At 71.6% G+C, this 19,824-nt stretch carries 12 protein-coding genes; 6 read left to right on the top strand and 6 right to left on the bottom strand.

The window, feature by feature from the left end:
• The first annotated feature begins 187 nt into the window (after window positions 1-187).
• From OG948_RS27020 to OG948_RS27010, 3 genes are all read left to right on the top strand, one after another.
• Window positions 188-1,465 carry an HRDC domain-containing protein gene (locus tag OG948_RS27020; protein WP_406298922.1) on the top strand — a complete coding sequence of 426 codons (1,278 nt, stop codon included), beginning with the start codon at window positions 188-190 and terminating at the stop codon, window positions 1,463-1,465.
• A 203-nt stretch (window positions 1,466-1,668) separates the two neighbouring features.
• Window positions 1,669-2,520, top strand: coding sequence for an iron uptake transporter permease EfeU (efeU, locus tag OG948_RS27015; RefSeq protein WP_406300350.1), 852 nt, complete (start codon window positions 1,669-1,671; stop codon window positions 2,518-2,520).
• A 136-nt stretch (window positions 2,521-2,656) separates the two neighbouring features.
• A complete protein-coding gene (locus OG948_RS27010) occupies window positions 2,657-4,327 on the top strand; it encodes an IS1182 family transposase (RefSeq protein WP_331773102.1) in 1,671 nt (556 codons plus the stop codon).
• 109 nt (window positions 4,328-4,436) lie between these two features.
• On the opposite strand, the gene efeB is transcribed toward OG948_RS27010, so the two are convergent.
• Window positions 4,437-5,714: an iron uptake transporter deferrochelatase/peroxidase subunit gene (gene efeB, locus OG948_RS27005; protein WP_406298921.1), complete on the bottom strand. Its 1,278-nt coding sequence runs from the start codon at window positions 5,712-5,714 to the stop codon at window positions 4,437-4,439.
• Between the two features lie 113 nt (window positions 5,715-5,827).
• Complete coding sequence (gene efeO, locus OG948_RS27000; protein WP_406298920.1) at window positions 5,828-6,964, bottom strand: iron uptake system protein EfeO; 1,137 nt, start codon at window positions 6,962-6,964, stop codon at window positions 5,828-5,830.
• A gap of 459 nt (window positions 6,965-7,423) precedes the next feature.
• Here efeO and OG948_RS26995 point away from each other — a divergent pair, with 459 nt between their 5' ends.
• A complete protein-coding gene (locus tag OG948_RS26995) occupies window positions 7,424-8,650 on the top strand; it encodes a thiolase family protein (protein WP_406298919.1) in 1,227 nt (408 codons plus the stop codon).
• On the top strand, window positions 8,647-10,782 hold the full coding sequence (locus OG948_RS26990; RefSeq protein ID WP_406298918.1) for a 3-hydroxyacyl-CoA dehydrogenase NAD-binding domain-containing protein: 2,136 nt from the start codon (window positions 8,647-8,649) through the stop codon (window positions 10,780-10,782). Before OG948_RS26995 ends, OG948_RS26990 begins: the two co-directional genes overlap by 4 nt.
• A gap of 125 nt (window positions 10,783-10,907) precedes the next feature.
• Here the strand turns inward: OG948_RS26990 and OG948_RS26985 are convergent, their stop codons facing one another.
• From OG948_RS26985 to OG948_RS26970, 4 genes are read right to left on the bottom strand one after another with little or no spacing between them, the layout of a single operon-like run.
• Window positions 10,908-12,200, bottom strand: a complete 1,293-nt coding sequence (locus OG948_RS26985) for a TIGR02679 family protein (RefSeq protein ID WP_406298917.1) — start codon at window positions 12,198-12,200, stop codon at window positions 10,908-10,910.
• Window positions 12,197-16,312, bottom strand: coding sequence for a TIGR02680 family protein (locus tag OG948_RS26980; protein ID WP_406298916.1), 4,116 nt, complete (start codon window positions 16,310-16,312; stop codon window positions 12,197-12,199). The genes OG948_RS26985 and OG948_RS26980 overlap by 4 nt, the downstream gene beginning before the upstream one ends.
• Entirely contained in the window at window positions 16,309-17,502 is a 1,194-nt protein-coding gene (locus OG948_RS26975) for a TIGR02678 family protein (RefSeq protein WP_406298915.1), read from the bottom strand. The genes OG948_RS26980 and OG948_RS26975 overlap by 4 nt, the downstream gene beginning before the upstream one ends.
• The gene (locus OG948_RS26970) at window positions 17,499-19,031 is read right to left on the bottom strand and encodes a DUF2397 domain-containing protein (protein ID WP_406298914.1); all 1,533 of its coding nucleotides are present in this window, start codon (window positions 19,029-19,031) and stop codon (window positions 17,499-17,501) included. The genes OG948_RS26975 and OG948_RS26970 overlap by 4 nt, the downstream gene beginning before the upstream one ends.
• A 146-nt stretch (window positions 19,032-19,177) precedes the next feature.
• Here OG948_RS26970 and OG948_RS26965 point away from each other — a divergent pair, with 146 nt between their 5' ends.
• Window positions 19,178-19,684, top strand: coding sequence for a GNAT family N-acetyltransferase (locus tag OG948_RS26965; RefSeq protein ID WP_406298913.1), 507 nt, complete (start codon window positions 19,178-19,180; stop codon window positions 19,682-19,684).
• Window positions 19,685-19,824: the final 140 nt, after the last annotated feature.

Here is a 19,824-nt window from a genome sequence, read left to right as displayed (position 1 = left end):
TGGTGCCGCCCCCGAGGCAGGTGGTCCCGCCGCCGAGCCGGCGGGCCGATTCCGACGCCCCGGCACGTCCCGGATGTTTCGCGCCGGCTGATTTTGTGCGGTTTCCACCCGCCGTACACCCCCCGTGGCGCGCCCACCTTGGCGGGGACCTGCCCGATCGGGTGGACGGGCGGGTTATTTTGGTGGGGTGACCGACGCCTCCTTCGAAACCTCATCCGAACTTCCGGCGCCGGTCCCCCCGGCGCCGGTCCCTCTACTGGCACCTCGTGAGGGCGTACCGCCGGTCGTGGCGGATCCGCGGGCGCTCGCCGAGACCGTCGCCGCCTTCGCCGCCGGAGCGGGACCGGTCGCCGTCGACGCCGAACGGGCGTCGGGCTATCGCTACGGGCAACGCGCGTATCTGATCCAACTGCGTCGGGCCGGCGCGGGCAGCGCCCTGGTCGACCCCGCCGCGTGTCCGGACCTGTCCGAATTGGGCGCGGCCATCGTCGACGCCGAATGGGTCCTGCACGCGGCCTCCCAGGACCTGCCGTGCCTGGCCGAGGTCGGCATGGTGCCGCGACGGATCTTCGACACCGAGCTGGCCGGCCGGTTGGCCGCCTTCCCCCGGGTGGGACTGGGCGCGATGGTCGAGACCGTGCTCGGCTTCTCGCTGGAGAAGGGGCACTCGGCGGTGGACTGGTCCACCCGGCCGCTGCCCGAGCCGTGGCTGCGCTACGCGGCACTGGACGTCGAGGTGCTGATCGAGCTGCGCGACGAGCTCGAGGCCGTCCTGACCGAGCAGGGCAAGCTGGACTGGGCCCTGCAGGAGTTCGCCGCGATCGCCGCCGCGCCGCCGCCGGCGCCTCGGGTGGACCCGTGGCGACGCACGTCCGGGCTGCACCGCGTGCGGCGGCGCCGACAGCTCGCGATCGTGCGCTCGCTGTGGCTGGCCCGGGACGCCATCGCGCGCCAGAAGGACGTCTCGCCGGGTCGGGTCATCCCGGACGGCGCGATCGTCGAGGCCGCGATCGCCGGACCCGCCTCGGTGGCCGCGCTGCTCGCGCTGCCCGGTTTCACCGGTCGCGACAGTCGGCGTCAGGCCGGGGTGTGGCTGGCCGCGATCGAGCAGGCCCGGGCGCTGCCCGAGGTCGAACTGCCGATGTCCACGTTGCCGCACGAGGGCCCGCCGCCGGCCCGGGCATGGACGGACAAGGACCCGGCCGCCGCGGAGCGCCTGACCGCCGCCAAGACCGCCGTGGCGGCCATCGCGGACGAGCACACGCTGCCCACCGAGAACCTGCTCGCGCCGGACTACGTGCGCCGGCTCGCCTGGGCCCCGCCCGCGGCCCCCACCGCCGACGCGGTCGGTGACGTACTGCGCGCGTTCGGTGCCCGGTCCTGGCAGATCGGCCTGACCGCGCACGCGCTGTCCGGCGCGTTCCTGCGATTGGCCGCGCACGCCGCCAACGGCACGAGCGCCTGACGGCCACGGCTGTACGGCCGTGCACCGGGCGCGCCCCGCCCGGTGCACGCCCCCGGTGTCCAGACGCGCCGTCGGCCCGCCGGCCGTGTGTGCCTCGACACCCTTACCGGGGCTTTGCTTTGCCCGCATTGACGCCGGAACCGCCTGGTGGTTTGGTTAGCCTCGCCTAAATTTCAACATTTGTTCGAGTCGTGGGGTGGCCTGTGTTCGCCAACTATCTGATTGGCCTGCGCGAGGGCCTGGAGGCGGCCCTCGTGGTCAGCATCCTGATCGCCTATCTCGTCAAGAGCGAGCGCCGGGACGCGCTGCCCGCGGTCTGGCTCGGGGTCGGCGCCGCGGTGGCGCTGAGCGTCGCGCTCGAGGCGACCCTCGAACTGACCTCGGCCGAGATGACGTTCAAGCAGCAGGAGTTGTTCGGCGGGTCGTTGTCGATCCTCGCGGTGCTGCTGGTGACCTGGATGATCTTCTGGATGCGGCGCACCTCGCACGCGCTCAAGGCGCAGTTGCAGGGTCGGCTCGACCACGCGCTCGCGATGGGTACCGGCGCGCTGGTGACCACCGCGTTCCTGTCCGTGGGCCGCGAGGGCCTGGAGACCGCGGTGATCGTGTGGGGCACCGCCCGCTCCACCGGCGAGAACACCGACCCGATGATCGGCGTCGCGCTCGGCCTGGCCACCGCCGTCGTCCTGGGCTACCTCTTCTACGCCGGCGCCGTCCGGATCAACCTCGCGAAATTCTTCCTGTGGACCGGCGCCGGCCTGGTCGTCGTCGCCGCCGGCGTCCTGGCCTACGGCGTCCACGACCTCCAGGAGGCCGACTTCGTCCCCGGCCTCAACAACCGTGCCTTCGACATCACCGACACCATCCCCCCGGACAGCTGGTACGGCACCCTCTTCAAGGGCATCCTCAACTTCCAGCCCGACCCCACCGTCCTCCAGGTCACCGTCTGGCTCGCGTATCTGGTCCCCGTGATGGCCCTGTTCCTCTTCCTGCCCAAGGGCGACGGCAAGAGCAGGACACCGGCGGCCGGTCTGGAGACCCCGGCCACCGCCTGAGCGAGGGCCACCCATGGCGAAGGGCCCGATCCATACCTCGGACGCTGTTGGTTAATTTGGGCCCTGCGCGTGACGTCGGCCCTCAAGACCCGGTTGTGGTCTTGGGGGCCGACGTTGTCGTAGGGGGAGGGTGTCGATGTCGATGCAGCCGCGGGAGCCGGGGGAGATTCCGGCGGAGACGGTACGGGTGGCGCGGGCGGCGTTCCCGAAGGGGAGTCTGGCGATCCGGGTCCGGGACGAGTTGGGGCCGTTGTTCCGGGACGAGGGGTTCGCCGATCTGTTCCCGGGGCGGCGGGGCAGGCCGGCGTGGTCGCCGGGACGTCTGGCGCTGGTGCTGGTGTTGCAGTTCGTGGAGGGGTTGACCGATCGTCAGGCCGCGGAGGCGGTGCGGGCACGGATCGACTTCAAGTACGCGCTGGGGTTGGAGTTGGGCGATCCGGGGTTCGACTTCTCGGTGCTGTCCGAGTTCCGCGACCGGCTGGTGGAGGCGGACGCGGGACGGCGGGTGTTGGACGGTGTTCTGGCCGCGGCGCGGGAGAAGGGCCTGTTGGCCGGCGGCGGGAAGGCGCGCACCGATTCCACGCATGTGCTGTCCGCCGCACGCGAGTTGGGTTTTCTGGAGTTGGTGTCCGAGACGCTGCGCGCGGCGTTGAACGCGGTCGCCGAGGCCGACCCGGAGTGGTTGCGCCCGGTCGCCGAGCCGGACTGGTTCCGGCACTACGCGACCCGGGCGGAGGAGTCCCGCTTCCCCAGGGCCCGCACCCGGCGGGACGAGGTGGGGGCGCGGATCGGCCGGGACGGGACGCGGCTGCTCGCACTCGTGCTCGCCGCGGACGCGCCGGGCGGTCTGCGTGCCCTGGAGGAGGTGGAGACGCTGCGGCGGGTGTGGGTGCAGCACTTCCACCGGGTGGACGGGCAGGTGGTGCGCCGCGGCCCAAAAGACCGGCCGCCGGGCGCGAAGCGCCTGGTCACCCCCTATGACACCGACGCGCGTGGCAGCGTCAAACGCGACACGATGTGGGACGGCTACAAGGTCCACCTCACCGAGACCTGCGATCCGGACGCGGTGCACCTGGTCACGAACGTGGCCACCACCGAGTCCACCGTCCCCGACAGCGTGTTGGCCGACCGGGTCCACGCCGGCCTCGCCGAGCGGGACCTGCTGCCCGACGAGCACTGGGTCGACGCCGGCTACCCCACCGCCGCGCAGATCGTCGCCGCCCGGCGCGACCACGACGTCGCGCTGCTCGGACCGGTCCGAGCCGATACCAACGCCCAGGCGGACGGCCCGTTCCGGCAGGACTCGTTCACCGTCGACTGGGACGACCAGCGAGCCACCTGCCCGAACGGGGCCACCAACACCGAGTGGCACCAGCGCCGTTCGCAGGCCGGACTGCCGGTCGTTCGGATCCGGTTCCCCACCGCCGTCTGCCGGCACTGCCCCGATCTGCGCGCCTGTGTCAACTCGCCGAGCGCCGAGCGCCGCGAGCTCACCCTGCGCCACCGCGACGAACACGAGGTTCTGCGCACCGCCCGCGCCGAACAGCAGACCGACGCGTGGAAGGACCGCTACAAGATCCGCGCCGGCGTCGAGGGCACCATTTCCCAGGGCGCCGCACGCTGCGGCCTGCGCAGATCCCGCTACCGGGGCCTCGCCAAGACAAGCCTCCAACACCAACTCACCGGCGCCGCGATCAACCTCGCCCGCATCGACGCCCACCTCACCCACACACCGCGAGCCCGGACCCGGACCAGCCACTTCGCACGGCTTCGCCCCGCCGAGCCGAAGCTCGACGGGGCGAATTAACCAACAGCGTCCATACCTCGGATCGGGCCCTTCGCGGCAACGCCCCCAGGACGGTGTGGGCAGGCCGGGAGACGTACCGCGCGCGGTGGCGTGGCGCGGCCGCCGCGGGTCAGCCGAACAGCGCCTTCCCCCAGTGGTCGTCCGCGCCGCGCACCCCGCCGGGACACGCGAACAGGGCCGAACCCACGTGCTGGATGTACTCGTTCATCGTGTCGTTGGCCGCGAGGTGCTGCTGGAGCGGGATGAAGCCCTTGCGCGGGTCGCGCTGGTAGGCCAGGAAGAACAGACCCGCCTCCAGCCGGCCGAGCCCGTCCGAGCCGTCCACGAACGAGTAGCCGCGGCGCAGGATGGTCACGCCGTTGTTGGAGTCGGGGTGCGACAGCCGCACGTGCGAGTTCTCCGGCAGCGCCTTGAGCGGGACCACGTCGTGTTCGCCGATCGCGCCGTGCGGCGCGCCGACGCCCTTGGAGCGGCCGATGATGTCCTGCTGCTCCGCGAGCGAGGTCCGGTCCCAGGTCTCGATGTGCATCCGGATCCGGCGGGCGACCAGGTAGGACCCGCCGGTCATCCAGTCCGGACCCTCGCCGGGCGGCACCCACACGTGCTCGCGCAGTCGGTCGGTCTCGGTGCCGGCGATGTTGCGGGTGCCGTCCTTGAAGCCGAACAAATTGCGCGGCGTCATCGCCTCGGGCGTGGTCGAGGAGGTCTTGCCGAAGCCCAACTGGGACCAGCGCACCGACACCACGCCGAAGCCGATCCTGGCCAGGTTGCGGATCGCGTGCACCGCCACCTGCGGGTCGTCCGCGCAGGCCTGCACGGCGATGTCGCCGCCGGAGCGCTGCGGGTCGAGCTTGTCGCCGGGGAACAGGGGCAGTTCGGCGAGCGCCTCGGGCTTCCTCGCGGCGATCCCGAACCGGTCCTTGCCGTCCTTGGTGAACAGCGAGGGCCCGAACCCGACGGTGAGCGTGAGGTTGTTCGGCGGCAACCCGACCGCCTCGCCGGTGTCGTCCGGCGGCGACTGTGGGACGCCGCTGTCCGCACCGGTCCCGATCGCCTTCCCGGTGGTCATCGCGGCCGCGGCCTCGGTCCACTGCCGGAGCATCCGGACCAGCTTGGCGCGATCGTCGGTGATCACGTCGAACACGCAGAAGTGCAGGCGGTCCTGGACCGGGGTGGCGATGCCCGCCTGGTTGACGCCGTGGAAGTCCACCGCGCCCAGCGGTTTGTCGGCCGACGTGTCGTCGATCCCGGTGACCGCGGTGGCCACCCCGCCGGCCGTCGCGGCGCCGACCACGAGCGCGCCGCCGGTCCAACCCAGCATGGCCCGTCGACTGAACCCGTCACCCGACGGCTCGACCGTCTCGGTGTCGTGCTCGATCTCGGTCATGGGCCCTCCCTATGGCGTTTGTTGCGAACGGACGTCGTGGCGCGACCGGACGTGTGGCGACCGCACGTTTCGGTACGGCCGGCCGCTTCGGTACGGCCGGCCGTTGTTTCGGGCTAGGCGACGACGCCGGCCAGCTTCGACAGCGGCTCGCCGAGCGCGTTGACCGCGTCCGACAGTTCCTTGCGCTTGGCGTCGTCGACGGTGTCGTAGGAGACGTAGCCCTCGCCCTGCCTGTACTTGTTCAGCAGGCCCTGGATCTTGGCGAACTCGCCGTCGAGGGTGCCGGCCAGCGCCGCGTCCTTCTCCGCCACGTACGGCTTGAGCAGGTCGAACGCCTTCTTCGCGCCGTCCACGTTGCCCACGAAGTCCCACAGGTCGGTGTGGCTGAACGCCTCTTCCTCACCGGTGACCTTGCCGGTCGCCACCTCGTCGAGCAGTTCCTTGGCGCCGTTGGCGATCGAGGTCGGGGTGATCTCGGCCGTACCGACCTTCGACTGCAGCGTCTTGAGGTCGGCCAGCAGCCGGTCGGCGTAGCGCTTGTCCTCGTCGGTGATCTGCCCGGTCGTCCACAGCGTCTTCTCGATCCGGTGCCAGCCGGACCACTCCTGCCCCTGCTCCAGGTCCGCCTCGCGGGCGTCCATCTGCGGGTCGAGGTCGCCGAAGCTCTCCGCCACCGGCTCGATGGTCTCCCAGCCCAGGCGCGACTTCGGGTAGAGGTCCTTGGCCTTGGCCACGTCGCCGGCCTTGACCGCGTTCACGAACTCGGTGGCGATCGGCAACATCCGGTCCACCGTCTCGGTGGTAAACGCGCGGTAGTGCGCGACGGCCGTGGCCAGGCGCGGGTCGACCGGCTTCTCGGCGGGTGTACCGGCGACCGTGATCGTCTGCCGGATGCCGTCCCCCTTCATGCCCGGCTTGCAGGCGACCTCGTACTTGCCGGCCTTGATCTCGAAGGTCAGCGTCGCCGACGTGCCGGGGCCGATGTTCTCCCGCTCGGTGACGATCCGGTCGCCCTGCGCGTAGACGTAGAGCTCGGTGACCTGGCTGCCCTTGTTGGTCACCTTGATGCTGTTCTTGCCGGCCGACCAGTCCTTCTTCGCGACGTCGCACGACTTGTCCTTCGCGGTGACCTTGACCGCGTCGCCGGAGGAGGAGTCGTCACCGCCGCACGCGGTGAGGGCGAGCGGGAGCGCGAGCAACAGTCCGGTACCCAGCACACGGGCGGCGGGGCGGCGACGGACGACAGACATGGACTCTCCCGGGGACGAGACAAAGCGAAGACGGGTCGAGGCCCGGCAGACGGATTGCGGGGGGACGCATCGCGCCCGACCCGGCGGGACACACCGGGTCGAACACGCATATACAAAACGGGTGTTCAAAGGCGACGAAAGGCAGTTATTAGGCAAGGCTAACCAAGCCTAGGCTTGGCTTATTTTGTCAGCCGAATGCCCCCATACGGTCAAGCCGGGGTAAAGGCCCGCGCCGGCGAAAGTGGATCACGTCACGTCGCCCGCGACCGCCGCCCGACCGCGGCCCCGCGTGCCGCCGGGCCGGATCCCGGCCGCGGCGCGACCCGCGACGGCCCGCGACGACCCGGACGAGACGGCCGGCGTGACACGTCGGTGACCGGAATGGAGCCGAGGGCTAGGACCATTGGTTACTCATGAGTAGCATGGGGCCCGAACCCATCGCAGGAGGAGTGTGCGCTCGTGCCTCGTAACGTCCGGGACGTCGTCTTCGTAGACGGCGTCCGTACCCCCTTCGGCAAGGCCGGCCCCAAGGGCATCTACCACGAGACGCGAGCCGACGACCTCGTCATCGCGTGTATCCGTGAGCTGATGCGCCGCAACCCGTCGCTGCCGCCGGCCCGCGTGGACGAGGTCGCCATCGCGGCCACCACGCAGATCGGCGACCAGGGCCTGACCATCGGCCGCACCGCGGCGCTGCTCGCGGGTCTGCCGCGCGAGGTGCCCGGCTACTCGATCGACCGCATGTGCGCGGGCGCGATGACCGCGGTCACCACGGCCGCCGGCGGCATCGCGTTCGGCGCCTACGACGTCGTGGTCGCGGGCGGTGTCGAGCACATGGGCCGCCACCCCATGGGTGAGGGCGCCGACCCGAACCCGCGGATCATCTCCGAGCAGCTCGTGGACCCGTCCGCGCTGGTCATGGGCAACACCGCGGAGAACATCCACGACCGCTTCCCGCAGCTCACCAAGGAGCGCGCGGACAGGTTCGCCGTCGGCAGCCAGGACAAGGCCGCCAAGGCGTACGCCGACAACAAGATCCAGCCCGACCTGGTGCCGGTCGCGGCCCGCTCGGTCGAGCAGGGCTGGGGCCTGTCGAGCGTGGACGAGCCGATGCGCCCGGGCACCACGCTCGAGGGCCTCGGCGCGCTGAAGACCCCGTTCCGTCCGCACGGCCGGGTCACCGCGGGCAACGCGGCCGGCCTCAACGACGGCGCGACCGCGTGTCTGCTCGCCTCCGAGGAGACCGCGCGCGAGCTGGGCCTGCCGATCAAGATGCGGCTCGTGCAGTTCGCCTTCGCCGGCGTCGAGCCCGAGGTGATGGGCATCGGCCCGGTCCCGGCCACCGAGAAGGCGCTGGAGCGGGCCGGCCTCACCATCGAGGACATCGGCCTGTTCGAGCTGAACGAGGCGTTCGCGGTCCAGGTGTTGTCCTTCCTGGACCACTACAAGATCGCCGACGACGACCCGCGCGTGAACAAGTACGGCGGCGCGATCGCCTTCGGTCACCCTCTCGCCTCGTCCGGCGTGCGCCTGATGACGCAGCTCGCGCGCCAGTTCGAGGAGCACCCCGAGGTCCGCTACGGCCTGACCTCGATGTGCATCGGGCTCGGCATGGGCGGCACCGTCATCTGGGAGAACCCGCACTGGACCGCGAACACCGCGAACTCCGAGGGGAACGACAAGTGAGCGACCTGACCCGACTGGCCGCCGAGGTCTTCCCGGACGAGCTGGTCTCGCACTTCCCCGTACGCGTGCTCGATCTCCCGGGCGGCGCGGGCAGGTTCGCGCTGATCACGATCGACAACGGCTTCGACCACACCAAGCCGAACACGTTCGGCCCGGCCGGTCTGGGCGAGCTGAACGCTGCGATCGACAAGGTCGAGGCGCTGGCCGCGGCGGGCGACATCGTCGCGGCGGGCGTGACCGGCAAGCCGTTCATCTTCGCGGTCGGCGCCGACCTCAAGGGCGTCGAGAAGGTCGGCCTGCGCGAGCACGCGCACGCCATCGGCAAGGCCGGCCACGACGTGTTCAAGCGGCTGACCACGCTGTCGGTGCCCACGTTCGCGTTCTACAACGGCGCGGCGATGGGCGGCGGCGTCGAGATCGGTCTGGCCTGCACGTACCGCACCATCTCCACCGCGGTGCCGGCCTTCTCGCTGCCCGAGTGCTTCCTGGGTCTGGTCCCCGGCTGGGGCGGCTGCGTGCTGCTGCCGAACCTGATCGGCCCGGACAACGCGGTCACCGTGATCATCGAGAACGCGCTGAACCAGAACCGGCAGCTCAACGGTCCCAAGGCCTTCAAGCTCGGGATCGCGGACGCGCTGGTGGACTCGGCCGACTTCCTGGCCCAGTCGCTGGTGTGGGCGGGCAAGGTCGTCTCCGGCGAGATCGTGGTCGAGCGGCCGGAGATCGACCGCGGCGCCGGTTGGGACGCGGCGATCGCCCGAGGTCGCGAGATCGCCGACTCGAAGGTGCACGGGGCCTCGCCCGCGCCGTATCGCGCGCTGGGGATCATCGACGCCGCGCGCTCGGCCCGGTTCGGCGACGTCGCCTCCCTCCAGGCCGGCTTCGACGCCGAGGACGACGCGCTCGCCGACCTGATCATGGGCGACGAACTGCGCGCGGGGCTGTATTCGTTCAACCTGATCCAAAAGCGCGCCAAGCGCCCGGCCGGCGCCCCCGACCGGCAGCTCGCCCGCCCGGTCACCAAGGTCGGCGTGGTCGGCGCCGGGCTGATGGCCTCGCAGCTCGCGCTGCTGTTCGCGCGTCGCCTGCGGGTGCCGGTCGTGCTGACCGACATCGACCAGGAGCGGGTGGACAAGGGCGTCGGCTACGTGCACGCCGAGGTCGACAAACTGCTGCTCAGGAAGCGCATCTCGGCGGACGCCGCGAACCGGCTCAAGGCGCTGGTGACCGGCTCGCTGACCAAGGACGCGTTCGCGGACGCCGACTTCGTGATCGAGGCCGTGTTCGAGGAGATGTCGGTCAAGCAGCAGGTGTTCGCCGAGGTCGAGGCCGTGGTCTCGCCGACCTGCATCCTGGCCACCAACACCTCGTCCTTGTCGATCACCGAGATGGCCGCGAAGTTGGCGCACCCCGAGCGGGTCGTGGGCTTCCACTTCTTCAACCCGGTCGCCGTCCTGCCGCTTCTGGAGATCGTGCGCGCGGAGCAGACCGACGACGGTGCGCTCGCCACCGCCTTCGCGGTCTCCAAGCAGCTCAAGAAGACCTCGGTCCTGGTCAAGGACGCCCCGGCGTTCGTGGTCAACCGCGTCCTCACCCGCTTCCTGGGCGAGGTGCTGGCCGCGGTGGACGAGGGCACCCCGATCGAGGTCGCCGACAACGCGCTGGCCCCGCTGGGCCTGCCGATGTCCCCGATGGTCCTGCTCGAACTCGTCGGCCCGGCGATCGCCGCGCACGTCGGCGAGACCCTGCACACGGCCTTCCCGGACCGCTTCGGCGTCTCGCCCAACCTCGAGCGTGTGGTCAAGGCCGGGAAGCGCTCCTTCCTGACCTGGGCCTCGGGCGCCCAGGAGGTCGACCCCGAGGTCGCCGCGCTGCTGCAGGTGGGCGACTCCCCGTCCACGCAGGAGCAGGTCCGCGACCGCGCGTTGGCGGCCCTGGCCGACGAGATCAACCGCATGCTCGAAGAGGGCGTCGTCGCCGCCCCGCAGGACATCGACCTGTGCATGATCACCGGCGCCGGCTGGCCCTTCCACCTGGGCGGCATCACGCCGTACCTGGACCGCGCCGGCATCAGCGAGAAGACCCTCGGCAAGCGCTTCCTCCCGGCGGGCGCGGCCTCGGTGCCGCGCTAGTCGACAACGCGCGAAGGGCGGCCCCGCTCCATCGGGCCGCCCTTCGCACGCGTGTCGGACGCGGTCGGACGCGGTCGGACGCGCCGGCATCGCGGTGTCGGTGCGCGCGATGCGCGCTTGCTCGATCACGCCGCTCGCAGTAGCTCCGCGACCAGGAAGTCGAGAACCGTCTCCTCTTCGAGCTTGACGCCCGACGCGAGCATGGTCGGGGTGAGTTCGGGGTCCCATGTGGCGACGTGGGGGCCGCCGGCGAGGGGCTCCAGCGGGGTGGCGTGCCTTCGGGCCAGAGCGACACCTGCTTCGTAGTCCGCGGTCACCATCCGCCACGGCGAAGCGCCGAAACGGCGAAGCACCCGGTCGGCCATCGCCAGGCCCGGCCAGTCGAAGTCGCCGTGGTAGCGCACGTGGGCACCGGCCCCGGCGAGCGCTTCGAGCAGGGTGCTCACCACGGTCGCCGGGTTGCCGGCGGTACACACGAGCGCGGCCCGCACGCCGCGATCGGCCGCGACCTCGACCACCCGGGGGTTCTCGCAGACGTACACCCGCGTCCCCGGCGCAACGGGCGGACCGGCCAGCCGACGGATCTCCCGCATGCTCAGATGCGTCTCGTATCCCGCGTCCGCACGCTCGCACAGCAGTCGAGCGGCCGGGCTCGAACCCGGGGGCCGCAGACCGAGGGTCAACACGGTCGCCGAGACCTCGTCGGTGACCGCGCCGGCCGTTCGCCACAGGTCGCGCCGGCCCGGCGCGTGGGCGGGGATCTCACCCCGCGCGTATCGAAGCGCCAGCCCGCGCAGCACGATCCGGGCCAGGAGCGTGCCATCGTCGAGCCCGTGCGCGGTACCGGTGACCAGGGCGGCCAGGTCGCCGCGGCCGACGGGGCGATCGGGGTCGATGGTGGTCAGGACTCGGGCACCCTGTTCGATCAGCCGCAGGGCCGCGGCCGGGTCCAGACGGGCGAGCGTACCGGAGCGGCGTACGGACTCGACCCAGTCTCGGTCGGCGATCGCGGCGGCTTCCTCCCACAGTCGCGTCGTGGCGTCGCGGGCGCTGCGGCGTTCGCCCCGGCGGTCGCGGATGGGGCCGCCGAGCGCTTCGAGCGCGGGGATCAAACCGCCTGCGGTGGCGCGCAGTCGGGCGTCGACGTCGGCGAGCGCCACCGTGACGTTTCCGGTCGGCGAGACGGATCTGCCGAGCAGCATCGACAGTTCGCGGCGCTCGGCCCGGTCCCAGTGCCCGCCGCGGATGTGGCCCTGCACGGTGCGGCCGTTGCCCTCCAGACGGGTACGCAGGCGTTGCCACAAGCCGGCGAGTTCGGGACGGGCGAGCCAGGCCAGGGTGGCCGGGGAGGGCTCCGGCGATGTCGGGATCTGCGGCGGATCAACGCTCGCCGTGCCACCGGGCGGGTTCGAACTCACGTCGCCACCAGGCGCTTGCGGGAGCCGTCCCAGGTGAAGTGGAGGGTTGCCACCCCGCGATGGTGCGGGTCGCGCAGGCACTCGTAGATGTGCAGCGACGGCACCTCGCGGAAGGTGCCCCACAGGCGTTCGCTGGTCAGTACGAAGTCGAGGTCGAGCCGGACCAGGAGGCCCAACAGACGCCCGTGCGTGGGTTCGTCGACCTTGGCGAACGCGTCGTCGAGCAGGATCATCCGCGGCGCCTGGACGGCGCCGGCCGCGACCGACTCGAAGTGCGCGGCGGCGGTGGCGAACAGGACGAGGTAGGAGATCACCCGCTGCTCGCCCTGGCTGAGGCCGGTCCGAGCGTTGAGGGCGCGTGCGCTGCCGGGGCGCGCGTCGTCGAGAACCTGGACGCCGAAGGCGTGCCACTCGCGGTAGTCGAGGGCCCGACGCAGGTGCAGGGCGTAACCGGCGGTGGGGTCCTTGAGACGTTCGGCCTCGATCAGCCGCTGGAGCACGGTCCGCAGGCTTTCCGCGTGTTCGCGCGAGCGCAGCGCGGCGGGTCCGTCCAGCAGGTCGACCGCGGCGCGGGTGTCGGCGTCGGCGTCCTCCCGAATCTTCCACACCAGGCGCGCGCCGAGGCCGTGCGAGGTGCGGACGCCGTCCAAGGTCTCGTTCATCAACGCGATCAGCGCCTTCGCCGCGAACACCTGACCGGTGAGGTTGTCACCCAACTCGCCCAGCAGGTACTTCTCGAAGACCTCGCGCTCGCGCTCGGAGAGGCGGTTGCGGGCGTCCTCGGCCTGCCCGGCCAGTCGCAGTGCGATCAGGGCGACGTCGTGCCGACCGTGGTCGTCGGCTATGTGGCACAACTTGACCCCGTCGGTCTCGGTCAACGCCGCGTCGTAACCGCCGCGCAGGCCGGCCCGGAGTTCGGTGTACCGGTTGAGCAGGGTCGTATCGGAGACGTCCTTCGTCGGCGCACCGAGCCGCTCGCGAACCTCCCGCAGCAGGCCGTCGAGGGCGCGGATCCGGGCACGGACGTCGGTGCCGGGCGGCTCGGGCGCGAGCAGCGCCTCGGCGCCGTCGAGACCGGCCCCGCGCTGGACCTCGGGCAGCGCGAGCGCACGACGCAGGTCCGCGCCGGCGTCGACCACGGCCTCCTCCAGGGCACTCAGATCCGCCTTGCGGGCGTCGCGTTCGGCTTCGGCTCGGATGGCGTCGTCGTGGATCCTCGCCACGGCGCGCTCCGCGGGGCGAATCTCGCCGCGGGCCTCCTCCAGACGCCGGGACACCTCCCGTTCGCGGGCCAAAATGGCCTGCGGGTCCTCACCGAGCGCGGCCTCCAGTACGGCCAGCCCGGCCCGTTCCTCGGCGAGGTGCAGCAGGCTGTCCTCGTGCGCGGAAACCAGGCGATCGTGCTCCTCGTGGGCCGTTCGCCATCCGTCGCGCGTGTCCTGGTGCGGCACGAGTGCGTCGCGCGCCGCGAGAACGCGCCGACGCAGCCCCTCGACGTCGTGTCGGACCCGATCCACGAGCCCACGCAACCTGGCCAGTTCGGCCTGTTCGGCGGGCAGCGCGTGTGCGGTCGCGTAGGCGTGGGCGCGCTCTCGACACTTAACCTCGACGACCCGCTTCGCGTCCGCGTCCCGACGGGCGCCGGCCAGCCCGGTCGCCAGATCACGCGACTGTTCGCGGGCCTCGCCGAGCCTGACCCAGGCCGCGTGCAGATCGCGGCCCGAGGGCAGGGCGCGAAGAAGGGCACGCAGTTCCTCGCGTCGGCGATCGAGGTCGGCGAGCGTGGCCTGCCGGCTCTCGTGTTCGACTCGGGCGTTCTCGATCCGGGTGACGAGGTCTGCGAGCCGACGGCGCCGGGTCGCGGCGCGAACCTCGGCGCCGACGTACTCGGCCTCTGGCTTGGTGTACGTTCCGGCGGCCACGCCGAGCCGCCAGGTGCCGTCGGGAGCGATCCGGCTCGTGCCCTCGTGCACACCGATGGAGCGCAGCAGCGCCCGAACCCGACCGTCCGTCACGCCGCTCTCCGGCACGGACACCGGGACGAGCAGGTCGTCCAGGGTCTGCCCGCCGATGGCACCCACCGGCGCCAGGAGCACGTCGCGGGTGTCCGCCGCCAACACTCGGCCCTCGGCGGTGACCCAACCATCGAGCAGCCCCGACGCCTCCAGCGCGGCCTCCAGGCCCGCCCGTTCGGCATCGCTCAGGTGCACGGCGAAATCGACGAGGCGGTACAGCGGTGCACCGGTACCGGGTGCCCGCAGCGCCGATCGGAACCGTCCGGCGGCAGGCGTCGAGTCGACTCGGCGGCTCCACTCGTCGTGCTCGGCGCGGAGCGCGGCGAGTTCGCCGGCCGCGGTCCGGACCTGTTCGCGAGCCTCGTCGCGATCCGCGTCGAGCACGACGACCAGCGGGTCCACCACCATCCGCGCGGCGCGCTCGACGTCGTCGTACGTCTCGGCCGGCAGCGCGCGATCCGCCAGGGGCAGCGAATCGTCCTGCGCCGCGGTCACCAGCGTCACGATCGGCGCCGCCAAGTCCGCGAGCGGGCGCGCCCACGCGCGTACCCGCTCGGCGAACACGGCGCCGGCCTGCTCCACCTCGGCCGCGTGCCGGTCGATCCGCAGCCGCGCGGACTCGACCTGGGTGTCCAGGCGCTCGACGTCCGAGGCGGCGGCCCGCGCCGCCTGACCGGCGTCGAGCGCTGCCACCAAGTGCCGATCGAGTTCGCCGACGGCACGCAGTCGGGCCCGTACCACGGGGCCGGCCGCTTCGAGTCGGCTCGCCCACTCCTCGATGGCCGCACGCAGCGGTACGACATCCACTGCGATCACCCCGGGGGCGAAGGCCTCGACGGGGGTGGTCGGTGCGACGCCGGTCGTGGTGGCGTCGAGCCCGGCAGGTACGACCTCTCGAACGAGGGTGCGGTGTTCGGCTCCCAGATCCTTGACCGTGCCCGCGATCCGCTCCAGGTCGGCCGCGAGCCGGGCAGCGGCGGCCTCCTCCGCCCGACGGGCGGTGTCGGCGGCGCGGCCGGCGGATCGGGAGGCGTCCTCGATCGCCTGGACCCGCAGCGTGCGGTCCTGGATCTCGGTCAGACTCCGGTAGGCGGCGCTCTCCTGGAGGGCCCGCAACTCCGCCGTGGCCGCGCGGAACAAGTCCCCCCAGTGGGTGAGTACCTCGGTGCACCGGTCCTCTTCGGCACGCAGGTCGGCAGCCTTGCGCTCACTGTCCCCCGCGGCCCGGCGACCGGCGGCCAGACCGGTCAACCGATCGGCCACCCTGTCGGTCCGGCCCCGGAGCACTCCGTGCAGATATCCCTGGTAGCCGGTCAGGAAACGAGCCAACGCCCGGTCCAGCTCTTCGAGATCGTGGAGGTCGTGCCGGATGGCCGCCAGGTCGTCGAGATGCTTGGCGACCATCGCCAGGATGTCCTCGTCCAGTGGCGGCAGCGCCTCGGTGAGGACGGTGGTCAGGCCACCGGCCTCGATCCGGTCCCCCACCGTGGGCCGGCGCAGGCGGTGCAGGAGATGGGTCAGGCTGCGGTAGCGGGCGACGTCCGTGAGGCCGAACAGGTCCCGGGCGACCCGGGTGCGGTGCTCGGCCGCGCGGTCGGTGACGTTGGCCGCGCCGACTGCTTCCTTGAGGCGGTCGATCCCGAGAGGTTGTCCGTTCTCGACGAGCGTCAAGTCGTGGTCCACGCGCCGGCTCGTGACGAAGAAGAAAGGCTTGGCCTCCTTCGTCGAGTTGGACGCGCGCACGGCCGCGCCGAGGGTGATGTACCGAAGGGCGCCATCGCCGTCGACGCGTTCGAACTCGACCCACAGGTAGCCGAGCCGATTGGTCGCGGTATAGCCGTCGAGCATCAGCCACTTGAGCGTGGTCCGCCCGGTGCCCATCGCGTCGATCGAGCGCTGTTCGCCGTCGAGAAGGTAGGGCAGCAACATCTCGAGCGCCTTGGACTTGCCCGCACCGTTCTTGCCGCGCAGCAGCATCCGGCCGTCGGCGAAGTCGAAGCGCGCGTCGTCGTACTGCCAGACGTTGCGGATGCCCGCGCGGGAGAGCCGGAAGCGGTGCGGGTGTCGCGGGAGGGTGAGGGGAATCGTCACTGTCACAAAGGGATACCTTCCTGAACCGCGCGAGGCTGCCGCTCGCGGACGCGGGCGGCATAGCGGGCGGCGATCGCGGGGACCTCCCACACGACCCCCTCCTCCTCGGTCACAGGTCTCCGCAAGAGCCTCATGTGTGCCAGGAGTCGGGTGACCTCGTCACGAAGGCGGGTGGGGTTCTCGATCAGATCGCGCTGCCACCCGGCCTTGCGCCCGTACTGTGCCACGAGTGCCGCCAGTGTCTCGTCGATCAGCGGGTCGGCCACCGAGACCGCGGCGGTCGGCTCGTGGGGGCGCAGCCGGGCGACCAGACGTTCGATCAGCAGCAGCGCCGCCTGGGCGACCGTTCCGCGGCCGGGGAAAGCCAGATCGGACAACTCGTCGGCGGGGTCGAACAGGGCGACGCCCTCGGCGCGGATCTCCGCGTGCAGGCCGAGAAATTCCTCGAACGTGCGGGCCTCACGCCGTTGGTTCCGGCGCAGCCAGTCGTCCTCGTCCGTATCGAGTTCGTCGCGAAGCACGACGGGGGTCTCCGCCAGGCGTCGACGAACGGCCACGCGCACGCCGTGATGGCCCGGCTCCCGGGCGAGCGCGACCAGGTGCGCGGCGTCGTTCGCCTGTCCGAGCGGGCCGGCGATCAATGCCCGGGCGAGGTCGCGGTCCACGCTCAGCAGTGCCTCCGCGTCTTCCTTCTCGACGTAGTCGCCGAGGTTGCCGTCGACCTCGACCAGTACTCCCCACAGCACGAGTTGGCGCAGAGCGGCAGTGAGCGTCCGCCGCTCGACCTGCCGGCCCGCGTCCTCGAGTTCGATCCGGGCGTCGACCGCCGCGCCGCGGATGTCGGTGACAAGTTGGGACAACAACACCTGATCGGACGCGGTGACCAGGGCGGCGAGGCCGAGAGTGAGGTAGGCGTAGGTCCGCGGGTTGAACGGCGTCCCGGTGGAGCGGGTGAGCCCACGCCCCGCGCCCGCTCCGGGCCCGGCCTTCAGCAGCCGGGCGAAACGCGCCTCGACGACGACCTCGTAGCCGAGGAACCGACGAAAAGCGGTGGTGAGCCACTCGGCGTGCCGGCGGATCGCGGCGAACTCGTCACGATGCGGTCCGTCCGCGAGCACCAGCGCGTCGGCAAGCAGTCGTCGGGCCGCGATGCGACGCTCGTCTGCGATGGCGGCGTCGTGGTCGAGGTCGCTCATCGACTCTCCCGGACCGTGGAAAGGTCCCAATCGGCGCCGGCCCGGCCGAGCAGGAGGCGTAGTCCGTCGATCTCGAAGTCACCCTCGGCGCTGCGTACCACCGTGCGAGCCGCGGGTTCGACGCGTACACCGAGGGCGATATCGAGCTCTTCGAGGTCGCAGCGGGCACCGTCGAGGGCGGCGAGATCACCGCTCACGCTGCCCAGCGCGCCGGTGAACAACTCCTCGAACAGCCCCTTGGCCGCCGTCGAGAGCCTTGCCCGCTCGAACTGGCCTGCCACTGCCCGCAGTTCGGCGGCAGCCTCGGTGCGGGCGGTCGCCTCGGCGTGGGCGCGTGCCATCAGGTGGGCCTTCTGCGCGGTGTGATCCTCGACCGACGCCGCCCGTCCGCGTTGCGACCGCTCACCGCGCTCGCGCAGTGCGAGCGGTACCTCCGCCACCGGCCCGTCCCACCAACTCGTTCCGGCGGGAACCGTTCCGTCGAGGTCCCCGGCCACGCCCAGCCGACGTGCCCCGTACAGCCCGAACGCCGCCGCGTACAGGTCATGGGCGCCGGCCTCGTCACACGCGTCGAACCAGGCGGCGAGTCGGATCAGGTCGCCGCGCCGGGACTGCCCCGAAGTGGTCGAGCGGATCATCCGCTTGGCGTTGGCGAGCAGCGAGCCGAGCGCACGCATCGTCGCGGCCCGGAGTTGATCGACCTGACTGCCGCGCCCATCCGTGTCGACGAACCACGCGCGCAGCGCGTCCCAATCGGCGAGTTCGCGGCCACGACTGCGCTGTACCCGTGCGCCCGTGACCTCTTGGAGGCCGGTCAGGCCGCCGCCGAGATCGTCGATCCGGCGCAGCAGGACGCCCAGATGCGGCCACAGCGCGTCGAGGGAGGCCCGAATGCGCGGCGTATGAAACGCCACGTCCGCACGAATGGCCTCGACGTAGTCGAGCAGCAGTGCCTTGAACCCGTGGTACTCGTCACCGTCGAGGTCGTAGCGCGCCAACACCTGCCCGAGGTAGGCGTAGAAGTCCCGCACCGACTCGGCGAACTCACCGAACTGAACGAACAACGTGGCAACCGCGTCCCTGCCCTGCTCGGTGTCCACGCCACCGGGCGCCACCACCCCCAGGGCCAGCCCCGCCAGTTCCCGGTCCACCAGCGCGAGCAACTCGGCGGCCACCTCACGCGCCGCGTCCGCCCAGGAGAGCACGTCGTCCACGTCCCGCTGGATGCGCTCGCCGAGCTTGGAGATCTGATAGCGCGCCCGGGCCCGCTGAAACTCGGCGATGCTGGCCGCCCGCACACGATGTGTACTGCGGATCAGGTTCCCCCAGGCGACCAGCGCGTCCAACCGAGCGGTCACGGTCTCCACGTCGCCCCGCCCCAGCCGCTCGGCGACCTCGTGTGCCGACAGATCGGCCATCAACGAGGTCCCGAACAACCGCACGATGGCGAGATAGTCGTCCCGCTCCGGCACACTCAGATAGCTGTACGCAACCAGCCGAGCCCGATTCTCCTGGTCGCCGTGCGTCATCCGCTCAGCCTAGGCGACCTCGGCCGGCCCCTCCCCGCGAAGCCGCCAAAAGCCACGGCCTCGGAGATCGGCTCTGCGGCGATCCGGAGAGTTCCCCCGTCGGAACCGACGGGGCCATCCATGCGGCGAACGCCACAATGGCGGACATGAACGATGTGGTGCGGGCCGTCTCGGCGGGCGAGTTGGAGCGGCTTCGGGAGATCGAGGTGGCGGCCGGGGTGGGCTTCGCGGCGGTGGGGATGCCGGAGATCGCGGCGGACGAGCCGCTGTCCGTCGAGGAGTTGGACGCGTATCGGGTCGGCGGGCGGTGCCTGGTGGTCGGCGAACCGGCGCTGGCCTACGTGATCTGGGATCTCGTGGACGGCGCCGCGCACATCGAGCAGGTGTCGGTGCATCCCGACGGGGCGCGGCGTGGACTGGGGCAGGCGTTGATCGATCGGGTGCAGGCGGACAGCGGGCTCGCGTCGACCCTGACCACGTTTCGGGACGTGGCGTGGAACGCGCCGTACTACGCGCGGATCGGATTCCGGGTGCTCGACCCGGGCGAGGTGACTCCGGGCCTGGCCGCGATCCGGGCCCACGAGGCGGCCATCGGGCTGGACCGGTGGCCGCGGGTGTGCATGCGACGGCCGTTCGCCGAGCTGCGGCTGTAGGGCGAAGCTCCGGAAGCACGGCGCGGGGGTGACGCCCCGAAACCACGGCACTGAGCGACGCCCCGGAACCACGGCTCCCGGGCGAAGCGAGGGCACGCACCGAAGTCGATCTCTTCTTCGCACTGATTTTCGGATTTCCC

Source organism: Embleya sp. NBC_00888, assembly GCF_045207655.1.
GTDB lineage: Bacteria > Actinomycetota > Actinomycetes > Streptomycetales > Streptomycetaceae > Embleya.
The sequence above is the reverse complement of the archived record's forward strand: the minus strand, read 5'-3'. Positions and strand labels throughout refer to the sequence as shown.